This is a genomic window from Streptomyces sp. NPDC005435, from assembly GCF_040703155.1.
Lineage (GTDB): Bacteria > Actinomycetota > Actinomycetes > Streptomycetales > Streptomycetaceae > Streptomyces.
Map to the genome: position 1 here is coordinate 120,819 of NZ_JBEXEQ010000018.1, position 13,524 is coordinate 134,342.

Genomic DNA, 13,524 nt, shown 5'->3' on the forward strand with positions numbered 1-13,524 from the left:
TGGTGACCACGGAAACCACCACTCCTCACCGATTCGGGTGAGAATGGCGGCTGGGTGGACCAACAGCGAGGGGCAGCCGCCGCCGACCACGGAGGTAAGGCACACATGGCACCGTACGCATCCGACGACACCAGGGGCACGGCACCGGACGAGAACCCGCGCGCCGGCCGTCGCAAGGCCGTCCGGTACGTCGTTCCGGTCGCGGTGACGGGGGTGGCCGCGGCCACGATCGGACTGGTTCCGGCACTCGCCGACTCCGGTGACCCCGATCTGCCGAAGATCAGCACACAGCAGCTCGTGGAGAAGATCGCCCGCTCGGACGTCCAGCAGCTGTCCGGCACGGTCAAGATCAGCACCGACCTCGGGCTGCCCGACCTCGGCGGCCTGGAGAACAGCCTGGGCGGCTACGGCAGCCACGACGACGGCTCCTCCGCCGACCCGAGCAGCAAGATCACCGAGCTGGCCTCCGGCACCCACACCCTGCGCGTGGCCGCCGACGGCCCGGACCGGCAGAAGGTCTCGCTGCGCGAGCGCGGCGCGGAGTACAGCCTGATCCACAACGGCAAGAACGTCTGGGGCTACGACAGCGGCAGCAACGAGGTCTTCCACGGCACCGCCGAGCAGCACGAGCACGGCAAGGAGCGGCGCGAGGAGGAGCGGCAGGGCACTCCCGGGGACTTCGCCAAGGAAGCCCTGAAGGCGGTGGACGACACCACGTCCGTCACCGTGGCCGGCACCGAGCGGGTCGCCGGGCGCGACGCCTACAAGCTGCAGATCAAGCCCAAGCAGCAGGGCAGCACCGTCGGCGCGGTCACCATCGCGGTGGACGCGAAGACGGGCACGCCGCTGAAGTTCACGCTCACCGCGAAGAGCGGCGGCAAGCCGGTCCTGGACACCGGCTTCACCCAGGTCTCCTTCGCCAGGCCGGCCGCCTCCACCTTCGACTTCACCCCGCCCAAGGGCGCGAAGGTCACCGAGGAGAAGGACTCCGGCAAGCGGGAGCACGGCCCGGACCTGCGCGAACTGTTCGGCGGGGCCGCCCTCGGCAGCGATGTCGTCGGCAAGGGCTGGACCAGCGTCGCCACCTTCGACACCGGCGCCAAGGGCGGCATGCCCTCCGGCTCGGAGGGCGGCTTCCTCGGCTCGCTCGGCACCCCGGTCACCGGCGACTTCGGTAAGGGCACGGTGTTCTCCACCCGCCTGGTCAACGCCCTGATCACCGACGACGGCAAGGTCTACGCGGGCGCGGTCACCAAGCAGACCCTGGTGAAGACGGCCGACGCCGACAACTGACGGGCCGCTTCCGCGGAGGACGAGGACGAGTGGGGATCCGATGAACGAACCGTCCTCCGCGGAAGAACCCGGGAGTTCCGAGGCCGGTTCCCCGGCTCTGTCCGGCGCCGGTTCCCCCGCCCGGTCCGGCGCCGGTTCCCCCGCCCGGTCCGACGCCGACGCGGTGATCGCCACCCACGGCCTCACCAAGCGCTACGGCGGCCAGCTCGCCGTGGACGGCCTCGATCTGACCGTCCCGGCGGGCAGCGTGTTCGGGTTCCTCGGGCCCAACGGATCGGGGAAGACCACCACCATCCGCATGCTGATGGGCCTGATCGAGCCGACCTCCGGCACCGCGCGGGTCCTCGGCCGCCCCATGCCCCGCTCCACCCGCGCCGTCCTGCCGCAGGTCGGCGCGCTCATCGAGGGCCCGGCCCTCTACGGCTTCCTCTCCGGCCGCGACAACCTCCTGCGCTACGACGCGGCCGACCCCACCGCCGACCCCCGCACCCGGCGCGCCCGCGTCGCCGCCGCCCTGGAGCGGGTCGGCCTCGCGGCGGCCGCCGGCAAGAAGGCGAAGGCGTACTCCCTCGGCATGAAGCAGCGCCTCGGCCTCGCCGCCGCCCTGCTCCAGCCGCGCCGCCTGCTGGTGCTGGACGAGCCGACCAACGGCCTCGATCCCCAGGGCATGCGGGAGATCCGTACCCTCGTGCGCGAGCTGGCCGGCGACGGCACCACCGTCTTCCTCTCCTCCCATCTCCTCGACGAGATCGAGCAGGTGTGCACCCACGCCGCCGTGATGAACCGGGGCCGCCTGATCGTCCAGGGCGCGGTGGCCGAGCTGGCCGCCGGGGCACACGGACGGCTGGTGGTGCGCACCCCGGACCCGGCCGACGCGGCCCGGGTGCTGAAGGAACAGGGCGTCGCGGACGTGGCCGTCGAGGGCGGGAAGGTGTCCGGCGCCCCGCCCGCGCGGGACCTCGCCGAGATCAACGCGGCCCTGGTGACGGCGGGCGTCCGGGTCCGCGGGTTCACACTCGAACGCGCCTCGCTGGAGGACGCGTTCGTGGCACTGACCGGAGAGGGCTTCGATGTCGCGGGCTGAAACGGCGTACCGGGTCACGCGCCCCCTGTGGACGCTGGGGCTGCTGCGCAGCGAGCTGGTGATCACGGTGCGCCGGTGGCGTACCCTCGCGCTGCTCGCCGTACTGGCCGCCGTACCCGTACTGATCGGGATCGCGGTGAAGGCCCAGACCGGCGACGGAGGGTCGGCCGGAGGTGGCGGCGGGGGACCGGCGTTCCTGTCGCAGATCACCAACAACGGCCTGTTCCTGGTGTTCACGGCGCTGGCCGCGACCCTGCCGTTCTTCCTGCCGATGGCCGTCGGCGTCGTCGCCGGGGACGCGATCGCGGGCGAGGCGAGCGCGGGCACCCTGCGCTATCTGCTGGTCGCCCCGGCGGGCCGCACCCGGCTGCTGCTGACCAAGTACGCGACCGTCGTCGCCTTCTGTCTGCTCGCCACGCTCGTCGTCGCCGTCACCGCGCTGGTCGTCGGCGCCCTGCTGTTCCCGCTGGGCGACGTCACCACCATCTCCGGCACCCGGATCTCCTTCGCCGACGGCATCGGCCGCGCCCTGCTGATCGCGCTGGTGGTGGCCGCCTCCCTGACCGGTGTGGCGGCGCTCGGCCTGTTCGTGTCGACGCTCACCAACAGCGGCATCGCGGCGATGGCGACCACGGTCGGCCTCCTCATCACCGTGCAGATCCTCGACCAGCTGCCCCAGCTGCACGCCCTCCAGCCGTACTTCTTCTCCCACTACTGGCTGTCCTTCGCCGACCTGCTCCGCGACCCGATCCCCTGGGAGGACGTGGGGCGGAACCTCGGTCTACAGGGGCTGTACGTGGCGGTGTTCGGCGCGGCGGCGTGGGCGCGGTTCACCTCGCGGGACATCGAGGCGTAGGGCCGTTCGGCGCGCGGGCCCGCCGGTCAGGCGTCCTGGTGCGGGAAGCGCGCGAGGGGCGCGTCGCCCGCGAAGAAGGTCTTGGCCCGCGTGAGCGCGTCCGTGTCCTTGCTTACGTCGCCGGGCGCGGAGCCGTTGCCGAGCAGGACCCCGCCGAAGCGCATCCCCATGTACGCGGCCGAGTTGTTCAGCGTGCCCACCAGCGGGTCGGCGACCGAGGGGTTCGCGCCCGCCAGCGCCGTCACGCCCCACAGGGTGCGCCCGGCCATGTGCTCCTTGAAGCCGAGCCCGGGGATGCGCAGCCAGGCCGACCAGTGGTCCAGGTAGTGCTTGGTGAGGTACGAGACCGAGTACCAGTACAGCGGCGAGGCGATCACGACGTCCGTGGCCGCGAGGGTGGCGTCCAGCAGCCGGCCGGCCGGGGTGTCCGACGCGGGCCGTACGTGCTCGCTGTCGTGCCGCAGATCGACGAACTCCGGCAGCGGCAGCTCGGACAGCCGCAGCCACTCCTGCTCCGTGTCGGCGGGGAGCTGCTCGGCGGCGGCGCGGGCCAGGAACTCGGTGTTGCCCTCGGTGCGGGCGCTGCCCAGGACGAAGACGAAGCGGCGGTTCATGGTTCTCCCGGAGTGGTGGCGGGCGGCTTCCCTGATACAGACGCCAGCATCTTATGCGTACGCATTTATTCCGGCCGGTCCTTAGGTCGGTCCCTTCCGGCCGGTCCTCCCCGGCCGGTCCTCCTCCGGCTGATGCGAGGCTGTGACGCGCCGGTGACGGCCCGGCCGAGACGCGCCGGGCACACTGGCAGACAGGAGGCGTACGGCCGGATGGCGGCGCCGGGGGAGTGAGGAAGCGATGTCCGGACTGAGTCTGGCGAAGAAGCGTGCGGTGCCGGGGCAGACGGGGGTGCCGGTGCCTGCTGGGCGGCAGACGACCGCAGGACCGCAGACGTCCGCTGAACCGATTCAGCAGACCGAGGCCGTCCCGCCCGCGAGCCGCTTCGACACGCTGGCCGAGGACATCCTCTCCGGCTCCCTCACCGGCCCCCTGGCCCCGATCGCCGAGGCGATCTGCGGCGGCCGCACCACGGAGGCGGCGTCCCTGGCGTCCCAGACGGTCGTCCTCGCGGCCCGCGCGCTGGGCCCCCGCCATCCCGAGGTCCTCACCCTGGGCGAACTCTCGGCGTACATCGCCTACTTGACCGGCGACGTCCGCCACGCCTGCGAACTCTCCCTCAACCTCGCCTACCGCCACCGCGAATCCGCCGACCCCACCGCGGCCTACGCCAACGTCCTCAGCGCGGCGGCGGCCTGGCGGGCGATCCCGGACCCGGGCGTCGCCCTCCCCCTCGGCCACACCCTGACCACCCTCTGGACCCTCCTGACCACGGAACCGGGCCCCGCCTCGACGGACGACCCCCACCTCCTGGAGTCGGCCCACGCCCGCCTGCCCCGCCTGGCGGCCCGCGCCCGAGCGCACGGCGCGTCCGGCTGAAACTGCGGCCGCCGACGTCCTCGAACCGGCGCCGGCACTGCCCATGACCTGCGCGAACGGCCTTAAGATCGGCCAGGAGTTCCATTATCGAGGGCGCCGTCACGCGCACTCCGCTCCAGAAGGACCGCGCTTTCGTGAACGAGATCCGCCCGCACGCCCTGTTCTCCTTCGGGACCCTCCTGGACGAGCGTGTCCAGAAAACCCTCTTCGGGCAGGCGGTCCCCCGGACACCGGCCGCGCTCGCGGGGCACACGACGCGGCCCATCCGGATCACCGACCCCGAGGTGATCGCCACCAGCGGCCTCGACGTCCACCTCACGCTGGAGCGCCGCATCGGCGCCGAGGTCGAGGGTGCCGTACTGCACCTCACGGACGCCGACCTGGCCGCCGCCGACGACTACGAGGTCGACGACTACGTCCGTCGCCGGGCGCGGCTCTCCTCGGGCGCGAGCGCCTGGGCGTACCTGGACGCGCGGCCGCTGCGGTCCGCCTCCCGCATCGTGATCGTCGGCGACAGCATCGCCTACGGCCGCTGCGATCCGCAGGGCGGCTGGGCGGCCCGCCTGGCCGCCGGCCACATCGCCGCGAACGAGACCGACAACCGCGTCTTCAACCTCGCCGTTCCCGGCGCCACTCTCGCCGAGATCGCCGAGCAGACCCCCGCCCTGCTCCCGGCCCGTCTCCCCGACACCCTGGTGGTCGCGGCCGGCATCAACGACATGGCCGCGGCCGGCGACGGCCCGGTCCGCCTGGACGGACATCTCGACGCCCTGGCGGCGACGGCCCGGACCCACGGCGCGCGGCTGGTCGTCCTCGGCCCCCTCTGGCTCGACGAGGACCGGGCTCCCGCCTACGAAGGCCTCTCCTTCACCCAGGAACGCGCCTCGGCCCTCCGCGAGACCCTGCGCTCCTGGTGCGCGGCCCACCACATCGACCACCTCGACCTGTGGGAACCCCTGCGCGACCGCCCCGACCTCCTCACCGACGGCCTCCACCCCACCCCCGAGGGCCACGCCACCCTCCACCGCCACCTCATGAACGTCGCCTTCTGACACCCGCGGCTGCCGGGTCCGCGAGCACCTCCTGCCTCCTCCTGATCACATCCGGGAGGGCTTCTCCCTGGCGAAGAGCCAGGTGTCGAAGAGGGGGGTCAGGTTCTTGCCGGACTTGGTTTCGCACAGGGTGATGAACTGGCGGGTGTCGGCGTTGCCGTGGTGGTGCCGGCGGGTCCAGGTGCGGAGGATGTCGAAGAAGGTGGCGTCGCCGACGGCCTGGCGGACCTTGTGGACGACCATGGCGCCGTGTCCGTAGACGGGCGGGTCGGAGAGGCGGGCCGCGCTGGGCGGACTCGCGGGAGGGAAGGCCCAGATGCCGGCGCTCTCGTCGTCCTTGCCGTCGTAGTAGTCCCTGAAGATCTTCTCGGTGCTGCGGCCGCCCCGTTTCTCCTCCCAGAGCCACTCCGCGTAGCTGGCGAGGCCCTCGCTGAGCCAGATGTCCTTCCAGGTGCGCGGGGTGACGGAGTCGCCGAACCACTGGTGCGCCAGTTCGTGCAGGAGCAGCCCCTCGTCGGGGGCCTCGCCGAAGTAGGGCTTGGTCTGGGTCTCCAGGGCGTATTCGAGGTCGGGCAGGTGGTCGACGACGGCGCCGGCCGAGGAGAAGGGGTAGGGGCCGAAGAGCGTGCTGCCCCAGTCGACCATCTCGGGCACCAGGTCCGGCACACGGGCGGCGGCCTTGGCCTCGGCGGGGTCGGTGGCGACGTAGACGGGCACGCCGTTCCTGCTCCGGCCCCGGTGGATCTCGAAGTGACCGACGGAGACGTGGGCGACGTAGGAGGCCATCGGCTCCTCGGTGCGCCAGTGCCGGGTCACCGCCCCGCCCCGGTCCTTCTCCGTGAGCAGCTCGCCGTTGGAGATCACGTCGTACGGGTCGCCGTCCTCGTCCTTGGGCACGGTGACCGTGATGTCGTACGTGGCCTTGTCCGAGGGGTGGTGGTTGCCCGGGAACCAGGTCATGGAGCCGGACGGCTGGCCCAGGGCCGTCGAGCCGTCCTCGGTCTCCAGCCAGCCCTCCCTGGCGTCGCCGCCGCCGTACGGGAGCGTGCGCGGAGTGCCGTCGTAGGTGACGACCGTCTCGAAGACCTCGCGGGCGCGCACCGTCCTCGCCGGTGTCACCAGCAGCTCGTCACCCGCGCGGGTGAAGCGGGCCCCGGCTCCGCGCACCGTGACGGTACGCACCCGCAGTCCCGCCAGGTCGAGGTCGAAGCGGCCGAGGTCCTGGGTGGCCCGCGCCGTGATGACCGCGGTGCCCTTCAGGTGGTTGGTCTCGGGTACGTAGTCCAGCGTCAGCCCGTAGTGCGACACGTCGTAGCCGCCGTTTCCGAGCGCCGGGAACAGCCGGTCGCCCACTCCCGCCGCGCCGTGCTTTCCGGCCGCCACGGCAGCGCTGCCCGGCGGGGAGCCGGTGCAGGACGTGGTCACGGCCAGGAGGAGCGCCACGGCCGGAGCCCAGCGGGCCACACGGCCCGCGCCCGCTGCCGGACGGCCCGCGTCCGCGTCCGCAGGGATCGCGCGCACCAGCTCACCACCCGTCTCGTCCGTACGGCCCCGGTACCGCCGGAGCCGCCTCCCGTGCCGTATGGCTCACGACCGCCTAGCTCACGCAGAACTCGTTGCCCTCCGGGTCCGTCAGGATCACCCACTCGCCCGCCGGTTCCGAGACCTCGCGCTGGACGCGGGCGCCGAGGGACTTCAGGCGGGTGATCTCCTCGTCGCGGTGGTCGGGACCGGGGTGGAGGTCGAGGTGGAGGCGGTTCTTCCCCGTCTTCGCTTCGGGGACGCGCTGGAAGAGGAGGCGGCGGCCGAGGCCGGTGCCGGTGGCGGGGTCGTACGGGTCGTCGGGGTGGCGGACGCCCGCGAGGTCACGGAAGGCGGGGTGGCCGTGGTACTCCACGGTGGCCTCGCCGTCGAGCGCGCCGAAGGACAGCAGGCGTTCGATCAGCGCGCTGTTGTCCTCGGGCTCGTAGCGCAGCGCGGCGGCCCAGAAGTCGGCCTGCGCGTGCGGGTCGGCCGCGTCGATGACGAGCTTCCAGTGCAGCGGGGCGGGGGAGGGCGGGTTCGTCATGTCCCACTTATAGCCGTGGGGGCGGGCGGGTGCCCGGTGATCGGCGGAACGGGGCGCCGAAGTTCCGCGCCGTGATCCGTCCGTTCAGGACTCCGCCGTAGCCGCCTCCGCCGCGGCCGCCGTCGGCTCCACCCGTGCCCGCTCGGCCGCGGCCGACCGTGCCACCACCCGCGCCCGGCGCGCCGAGTGCATCGCGTTCCAGGTGAGGAGGATCAGGGCGAGCCAGACCAGGGCGAAGCCGGCCCAGCGCTCGGGGGGCATCGCCTCGTGGAAGTAGAGGATGCCGAGCAGGAACTGGAAGACGGGGGCCAGGTACTGCAGGAGGCCGAGGGTGGAGAGGGGGACGCGGATCGCCGCCGCGCCGAAGCAGACCAGGGGGAGCGCGGTGACGACGCCGGTGGAGGCGAGGAGCGCGGCGTGGCCGGGGCCGTCCGTGGCGAAGGTGGCGCCGCCGTGGACGGAGAGCCAGATCAGGTAGGCCAGCGCGGGCAGGAACTGGACCGCGGTCTCGGCGGCCAGCGACTCGACACCGCCGAGGCCGACCTTCTTCTTGACCAGCCCGTACGTCGCGAAGCTGAAGGCGAGACAGAGGGAGATCCACGGCGGGCGGCCGTAGCCGACGGTCAGGACGACCACGGCGGCGAAGCCCACCCCGACCGCCGCCCACTGCACCGGCCGCAGCCGCTCCTTGAGCAGCAGCACGCCCATCGCGATGGTCACCAGCGGGTTGATGAAGTACCCGAGGGACGCCTCCACCACATGACCGGCGTTCACGGCCCAGATGTAGACGCCCCAGTTGACCGTGATGACGGCCGCCGCCAGCGTGATCAGCGCCAGGCGGCGCGGCTGGCGCAGCAGCTCACCGGCCCACGCCCAGCGCCGTACGAAGACCAGCGCGGCCGCGACGAACACGAGCGACCACACCATCCGGTGGGCCAGGATCTCCATCGCCCCGGCCGGCTTGAGCAGCGGCCAGAACAGGGGGACCAGGCCCCACATGCCGTAGGCCGCGAGGCCGTTCACCAGGCCTATGCGGTGCTCACCCTTGGACGTCCCGGCCACGGGCCCCTCCTTCTCACGTTCCAGTCGCGCGAGAAAGAAGGTAGCGCCGCCCGGGCCGCATGTCATGCCCGTATCGCCATACGGTCATGACAGGCGGCCGGGCGAGGACGCTCAGCCCTTCAGCGCCGCCTCGACGGCCACGGCCAGCGGCGTCGTCGGACGGCCGATCAGACGGGACAGCTCCCGGCCGGGGACCACCAGCTCGCCCCGCTCGATCGCCCCGTCCACCTCGGCGAGCACCACCGCGATCGCCTCCGGCAGCCCGGCGCCGGTCAGGATGCCCTCCAGCTCCGGCACGGAGACCGCCCGGTAGACGATCTCCCGCCCAGTCGCCCGGCTCAGCTCCGCCGCGTACTCCGCGAAGCTCCACGCCTCGTCGCCGCCCAGCTCGTACGTCGTGTTCTCGTGGCCCTCGCCGGTCAGCACCGCGACCGCCGCGGCGGCGTAGTCGGCGCGCGCGGCCGAGGAGACGCGGCCGTCGCCCGCCGCCGCGACCACCGCGTCATGGGCGAGGACCGGGGCCAGGTTCTCGGTGTAGTTCTCGTGGTACCAGCCGTTGCGCAGCAGGGAGTACGGCAGCCCGGAGGCCACCAGCGCCTTCTCGGTGGCCCGGTGCGGGTCGGTGAGCCGTGCGTGCAGCGTGCCCGGCGCGCTGGTGTACGCCAGCAGCGCGACGCCCGCCGCCTTCGCCGCGTCGATGACGACCCGGTGCTGGGCCGCGCGGTCCTCGGCCAGCTCGTTGCCCGAGATCAGCAGCACCTTGTCGCCCTCGGCGAAGAGGCCGGCGAAGGTCTCGGGGGCGTTGTAGTCCGCGACGGCGATCCGCACCCCGCGCGCGGCGAAGCCGGCGGCCTTCGCCTCGTCCCGTACGACGGCGGTGATCTCCCCGGCGGGGACCTTCTCCAGCAGCTGTTCGACGACGAGACGGCCGAGGTGTCCGGTGGCTCCGGTGACGACGATGCTCATGGGATGCGCTCCTTGAGGTGACAAGCGGGGTCGGTATGACACTCACCCTAGGAGCGGCACTAACCAAATGAAAGTACCCACTTTGAAGTAAGGTACTGGCATGGCAGTAAGTGACATGGCGGAGGCCGAGGCCCTGTGCCCGTACCGGCTGATCCTGGAGCACGTCACCAGCCGCTGGGGCGTCCTCGTCCTGATCGAGCTGCTGGAGCGCTCCTACCGGTTCGGCGAGCTGCGCCGCGCCATCGACCGGTGGAACGGCCGGGGCGTCAGCGAGAAGATGCTCACCCAGACCCTCCAGACCCTGGAGCGCGACGGCCTGGTCCACCGCGACGCCCGGCCCGTCATCCCGCCCCGCGTGGACTACTCCCTCACCCCGCTCGGCCGCGAGGCCGCCGAACAGGTCCGGTCGCTGGCCCAGTGGACCCACGACCGCATGGAGCGGGTGGACGCGGCGCGCCGGACGTACGACGAGGCCCGGGCCGCGTCCGCCGCCCGGGTTTCCTGAACCCGGCCGCGCGGACCCGCCCGGGCCCCGTCACCTCGGCGTGGTTCAGCCGATGACCGTCCAGCTGTCCCCGCCCGCGAGCAGCGCGGCCAGGTCGCCCTTGCCCCGCTGCTCGACCGCCGTGTCGAGCTGGCCGGACATGAGCGTGTCGTAGACCGGACGCTCCACCGAGCGGAACACCCCGATCGGGGTGTGGTGCAGGGTGTCGGGGTCGGCAAGGCGGGACAGGGCGAAGGCGGTGGTGGGGGAGTCGGCGTGGGCGTTGTGGACCAGCAGGTCGGCCTCGTTCTCCGGGGTGACGTCGACGACCTTCAGGTCACCGGTCGCCCGGTCGCGGACGACCCCGCGCTCGCCGTCCGCGCCGCCGAACCGCACCGGCTGCCCGTGCTCCAGGCGGATCAGCGCCTCCTCGGCGCGCTGCTTGTCCTTCAGGGCGTCGAAGGCGCCGTCGTTGAAGATGTTGCAGTTCTGGTAGATCTCGATCAGGGCCGTGCCGGGGTGGTCGGCGGCCTGGCGCAGGACCTCGGTGAGGTGCTTGCGGTCGGAGTCGATCGTGCGCGCCACGAAGGACGCCTCCGCGCCGAGCGCGAGCGAGACCGGGTTGAACGGCGCGTCCAGCGAGCCCATCGGCGTCGACTTGGTGATCTTGCCCAGCTCGGAGGTCGGGCTGTACTGGCCCTTGGTCAGGCCGTAGATCCGGTTGTTGAACAGCAGGATCTTCAGATTGACGTTGCGGCGCAGCGCGTGGATCAGATGGTTGCCGCCGATGGAGAGGGCGTCGCCGTCGCCCGTGACCACCCACACGCTCAGGTCGCGCCGGGAGGCGGCGAGTCCGGTCGCGATGGCCGGGGCGCGGCCGTGGATGGAGTGCATCCCGTAGGTGTTCATGTAGTAGGGGAAGCGGGAGGAGCAGCCGATCCCGGAGACGAAGACGATGTTCTCCTTCGCCATCCCCAGCTCCGGCATGAAGCCCTGGACGGCGGCGAGGATCGCGTAGTCACCGCAGCCGGGGCACCAGCGGACCTCCTGGTCGGACTTGAAGTCCTTCATCGACTGCTTGGTCTCCGCCTTGGGGACCAGTTGGAGCAGCCCGTTGCCGTGGTCAGTCATGGATGGCCTCCTTCAGCGCGGCGGCGAGCTGTTCCGCCTTGAACGGCATCCCGTTGACCTGGTTGTAGGAGCGGGCGTCCACCAGGTACTTCGCCCGGATCAGGGTGGCGAGCTGGCCGAGGTTCATCTCGGGGATCACGACCTTGTCGTAGCGCGCGAGGACCTCGCCGAGGTTGGCCGGGAAGGGGTTGAGGTGGCGCAGATGGGCCTGGGCGATCGGCTCGCCGGCCGTGCGCAGCCGCCGTACCGCCGCCGTGATCGGGCCGTACGTCGAGCCCCAGCCGAGGACCAGGGTGCGGGCGCCGTCCTGGTCGTCCACCCGGAGGTCGGGGACCTCGATGCCGTCGATCTTGGCCTGGCGGGTGCGGACCATCAGATCGTGGTTGGCCGGGTCGTACGAGATGTTGCCCGTGCCGTCCTGCTTCTCGATGCCGCCGATGCGGTGTTCGAGGCCGGGTGTGCCCGGGATCGCCCAGGGGCGGGCCAGGGTCAGCGGGTCGCGTTTGTACGGCCAGAAGACCTCGGTGCCGTCCTCCAGGGTGTGGTTCGGGCCCTGCGTGAACTGGACGGTCAGGTCCGGGAGTTCGTCGGACTCCGGGATGCGCCAGGGCTCGGAGCCGTTGGCCAGGTAGCCGTCGGAGAGCAGGAACACCGGGGTGCGGTACGTCAGCGCGATCCGGGCCGCCTCCAGCGCCGCGTCGAAGCAGTCGCCCGGGGTTCTCGGCGCGACCACCGGGACCGGTGCCTCGCCGTTGCGCCCGTACATCGCCTGGAGGAGGTCGGCCTGCTCGGTCTTGGTCGGCAGACCGGTGGAGGGGCCGCCGCGCTGGATGTCGACGATGAGGAGCGGGAGTTCGAGGGAGACCGCGAGGCCGATGGTCTCGCTCTTGAGCGCCACGCCGGGACCGCTCGTCGTCGTCACCGCGAGGCTGCCGCCGAACGCCGCGCCCAGCGCCGCGCCGATGCCCGCGATCTCGTCCTCCGCCTGGAAGGTCCGCACACCGAAGTTCTTGTGCTTGCTGAGCTCGTGCAGGATGTCGGAGGCCGGGGTGATCGGGTACGAGCCGAGGAACAGCGGCAGATCCGCCTGCCGGGAGGCGGTGATCAGGCCGTAGGACAGGGCGAGGTTGCCCGAGATGTTGCGGTAGAGGCCCGGCGGGAAGGCGCGGGCGGCCGGGGCGACCTCGTAGGAGACGGCGAAGTCCTCGGTGGTCTCGCCGAAGTTCCAGCCCGCGCGGTACGCCGCGATGTTGGCCGCCGCGATGTCCGGCTTCTTGGCGAACTTGGTCCGCAGGAACTTCTCGGTGCCCTCGGTGGGCCGGTGGTACATCCAGCTCAGCAGGCCGAGGGCGAACATGTTCTTGCTGCGCTCGGCCTCCTTGCGGGAGAGGTCGAACTCTTTCAGCGCCTCCACCGTGAGCGTGGTGAGCGGCACCGGGTGCAGCTGGTAGCCGTCCAGCGAGCCGTCCTCCAGCGGGTCGCCCGCGTAGCCGACCTTCTGCAGGGCGCGCTTGGTGAACTCGTCGGTGTTGACGATGATCTCGGCGCCGCGCGGCAGATCGCCGATGTTGGCCTTCAGGGCGGCCGGGTTCATCGCGACCAGGACGTTCGGCGCGTCGCCCGGGGTGAGGATGTCGTGGTCGGCGAAGTGGAGCTGGAACGAGGAGACACCCGGCAGGGTGCCGGCGGGCGCGCGGATCTCGGCGGGGAAGTTGGGGAGCGTGGAGAGGTCGTTGCCGAAGGACGCGGTCTCCGAGGTGAAGCGGTCGCCGGTGAGCTGCATCCCGTCACCGGAGTCCCCCGCGAACCGGATGATCACCCGGTTCAGGCGCCGCACGTCCTTCGCGCCGCCCGGTGTGCGCTGCTCTCCCACGACCGTGTCGTCGGCCGGTTCCGCTGGGCTGCTGACCTGGCTGGTCACTGAACTGGACCTCCTTCGAGGCGGCTGTTCATGGGCGGCCGTCCCACCGGCCGTCCAGGATCAACCCTACGTCGCTCAGGGTCGCCTTCCGAGGCCATCCACATGGTGGACGGCTC

General features: G+C 72.0%; 13 protein-coding genes. 6 read left to right on the forward strand and 7 right to left on the reverse strand.

The genetic code is table 11. The features are described 5' to 3' along the window. Window positions 1–105 precede the first annotated feature (105 nt). The 3 genes from AB0898_RS23235 to AB0898_RS23245 are packed head-to-tail and all read left to right on the forward strand — an operon-like array spanning window position 106 to window position 3,233. Entirely contained in the window at window positions 106–1,293 is a 1,188-nt protein-coding gene (locus tag AB0898_RS23235) for a DUF2092 domain-containing protein (protein ID WP_366804888.1), read from the forward strand. 40 nt (window positions 1,294–1,333) lie between these two features. Continuing rightward, window positions 1,334–2,377, forward strand: a complete 1,044-nt coding sequence (locus tag AB0898_RS23240; RefSeq protein WP_366804889.1) for an ABC transporter ATP-binding protein — start codon at window positions 1,334–1,336, stop codon at window positions 2,375–2,377. After that, a complete protein-coding gene (locus tag AB0898_RS23245) occupies window positions 2,364–3,233 on the forward strand; it encodes an ABC transporter permease (protein WP_366804890.1) in 870 nt (289 codons plus the stop codon). Before AB0898_RS23240 ends, AB0898_RS23245 begins: the two co-directional genes overlap by 14 nt. A gap of 26 nt (window positions 3,234–3,259) precedes the next feature. Here AB0898_RS23245 and AB0898_RS23250 read toward each other — a convergent pair whose 3' ends face one another. After that, window positions 3,260–3,847: an NAD(P)H-dependent oxidoreductase gene (locus tag AB0898_RS23250; RefSeq protein WP_366804891.1), complete on the reverse strand. Its 588-nt coding sequence runs from the start codon at window positions 3,845–3,847 to the stop codon at window positions 3,260–3,262. A gap of 238 nt (window positions 3,848–4,085) precedes the next feature. On the opposite strand from AB0898_RS23250, the gene AB0898_RS23255 reads away from it, so the two are divergent. Both AB0898_RS23255 and AB0898_RS23260 read left to right on the forward strand, forming a co-directional pair. Further along, entirely contained in the window at window positions 4,086–4,724 is a 639-nt protein-coding gene (locus AB0898_RS23255) for a hypothetical protein (protein WP_366804892.1), read from the forward strand. 134 nt (window positions 4,725–4,858) lie between these two features. Then, window positions 4,859–5,776 (forward strand): GDSL-type esterase/lipase family protein, encoded by a 918-nt coding sequence (locus tag AB0898_RS23260; RefSeq protein ID WP_366804893.1) that lies wholly within the window; start codon window positions 4,859–4,861, stop codon window positions 5,774–5,776. A gap of 45 nt (window positions 5,777–5,821) precedes the next feature. Here AB0898_RS23260 and AB0898_RS23265 read toward each other — a convergent pair whose 3' ends face one another. The 4 genes from AB0898_RS23265 to AB0898_RS23280 form a co-directional block, all read right to left on the reverse strand. Next, on the reverse strand, window positions 5,822–7,297 hold the full coding sequence (locus AB0898_RS23265) for a M1 family metallopeptidase (protein ID WP_366804895.1): 1,476 nt from the start codon (window positions 7,295–7,297) through the stop codon (window positions 5,822–5,824). Window positions 7,298–7,373: 76 nt separating this feature from the next. Continuing rightward, window positions 7,374–7,844 (reverse strand): VOC family protein, encoded by a 471-nt coding sequence (locus tag AB0898_RS23270; protein ID WP_366804896.1) that lies wholly within the window; start codon window positions 7,842–7,844, stop codon window positions 7,374–7,376. A gap of 84 nt (window positions 7,845–7,928) precedes the next feature. After that, window positions 7,929–8,906, reverse strand: a complete 978-nt coding sequence (rarD, locus tag AB0898_RS23275; RefSeq protein ID WP_366804897.1) for an EamA family transporter RarD — start codon at window positions 8,904–8,906, stop codon at window positions 7,929–7,931. A gap of 111 nt (window positions 8,907–9,017) precedes the next feature. Next, window positions 9,018–9,872, reverse strand: a complete 855-nt coding sequence (locus tag AB0898_RS23280; RefSeq protein WP_366804898.1) for an SDR family oxidoreductase — start codon at window positions 9,870–9,872, stop codon at window positions 9,018–9,020. 100 nt (window positions 9,873–9,972) lie between these two features. Between AB0898_RS23280 and AB0898_RS23285 the strand changes: the two genes are divergently transcribed. Next, the gene (locus AB0898_RS23285; protein ID WP_366804899.1) at window positions 9,973–10,377 is read left to right on the forward strand and encodes a helix-turn-helix domain-containing protein; all 405 of its coding nucleotides are present in this window, start codon (window positions 9,973–9,975) and stop codon (window positions 10,375–10,377) included. 45 nt (window positions 10,378–10,422) lie between these two features. On the opposite strand, the gene AB0898_RS23290 is transcribed toward AB0898_RS23285, so the two are convergent. Both AB0898_RS23290 and AB0898_RS23295 read right to left on the reverse strand, forming a co-directional pair. Beyond that, on the reverse strand, window positions 10,423–11,487 hold the full coding sequence (locus tag AB0898_RS23290; protein ID WP_366804900.1) for a 2-oxoacid:ferredoxin oxidoreductase subunit beta: 1,065 nt from the start codon (window positions 11,485–11,487) through the stop codon (window positions 10,423–10,425). Further along, window positions 11,480–13,408, reverse strand: coding sequence for a 2-oxoacid:acceptor oxidoreductase subunit alpha (locus tag AB0898_RS23295; protein ID WP_366804901.1), 1,929 nt, complete (start codon window positions 13,406–13,408; stop codon window positions 11,480–11,482). Before AB0898_RS23295 ends, AB0898_RS23290 begins: the two co-directional genes overlap by 8 nt. Window positions 13,409–13,524: the final 116 nt, after the last annotated feature.

Coding starts and splice junctions, on each gene's coding strand:
- AB0898_RS23290 (WP_366804900.1), bottom strand. CDS start 11,487: ATGACTGACCACGGCAACGGGCTGCTCCAACTGGTCCCCAAGGCGGAG.
- AB0898_RS23250 (WP_366804891.1), bottom strand. CDS start 3,847: ATGAACCGCCGCTTCGTCTTCGTCCTGGGCAGCGCCCGCACCGAGGGC.
- AB0898_RS23235 (WP_366804888.1), top strand. CDS start 106: ATGGCACCGTACGCATCCGACGACACCAGGGGCACGGCACCGGACGAG.
- AB0898_RS23240 (WP_366804889.1), top strand. CDS start 1,334: ATGAACGAACCGTCCTCCGCGGAAGAACCCGGGAGTTCCGAGGCCGGT.
- AB0898_RS23255 (WP_366804892.1), top strand. CDS start 4,086: ATGTCCGGACTGAGTCTGGCGAAGAAGCGTGCGGTGCCGGGGCAGACG.
- AB0898_RS23280 (WP_366804898.1), bottom strand. CDS start 9,872: ATGAGCATCGTCGTCACCGGAGCCACCGGACACCTCGGCCGTCTCGTC.
- AB0898_RS23245 (WP_366804890.1), top strand. CDS start 2,364: ATGTCGCGGGCTGAAACGGCGTACCGGGTCACGCGCCCCCTGTGGACG.
- AB0898_RS23270 (WP_366804896.1), bottom strand. CDS start 7,844: ATGACGAACCCGCCCTCCCCCGCCCCGCTGCACTGGAAGCTCGTCATC.
- AB0898_RS23285 (WP_366804899.1), top strand. CDS start 9,973: ATGGCAGTAAGTGACATGGCGGAGGCCGAGGCCCTGTGCCCGTACCGG.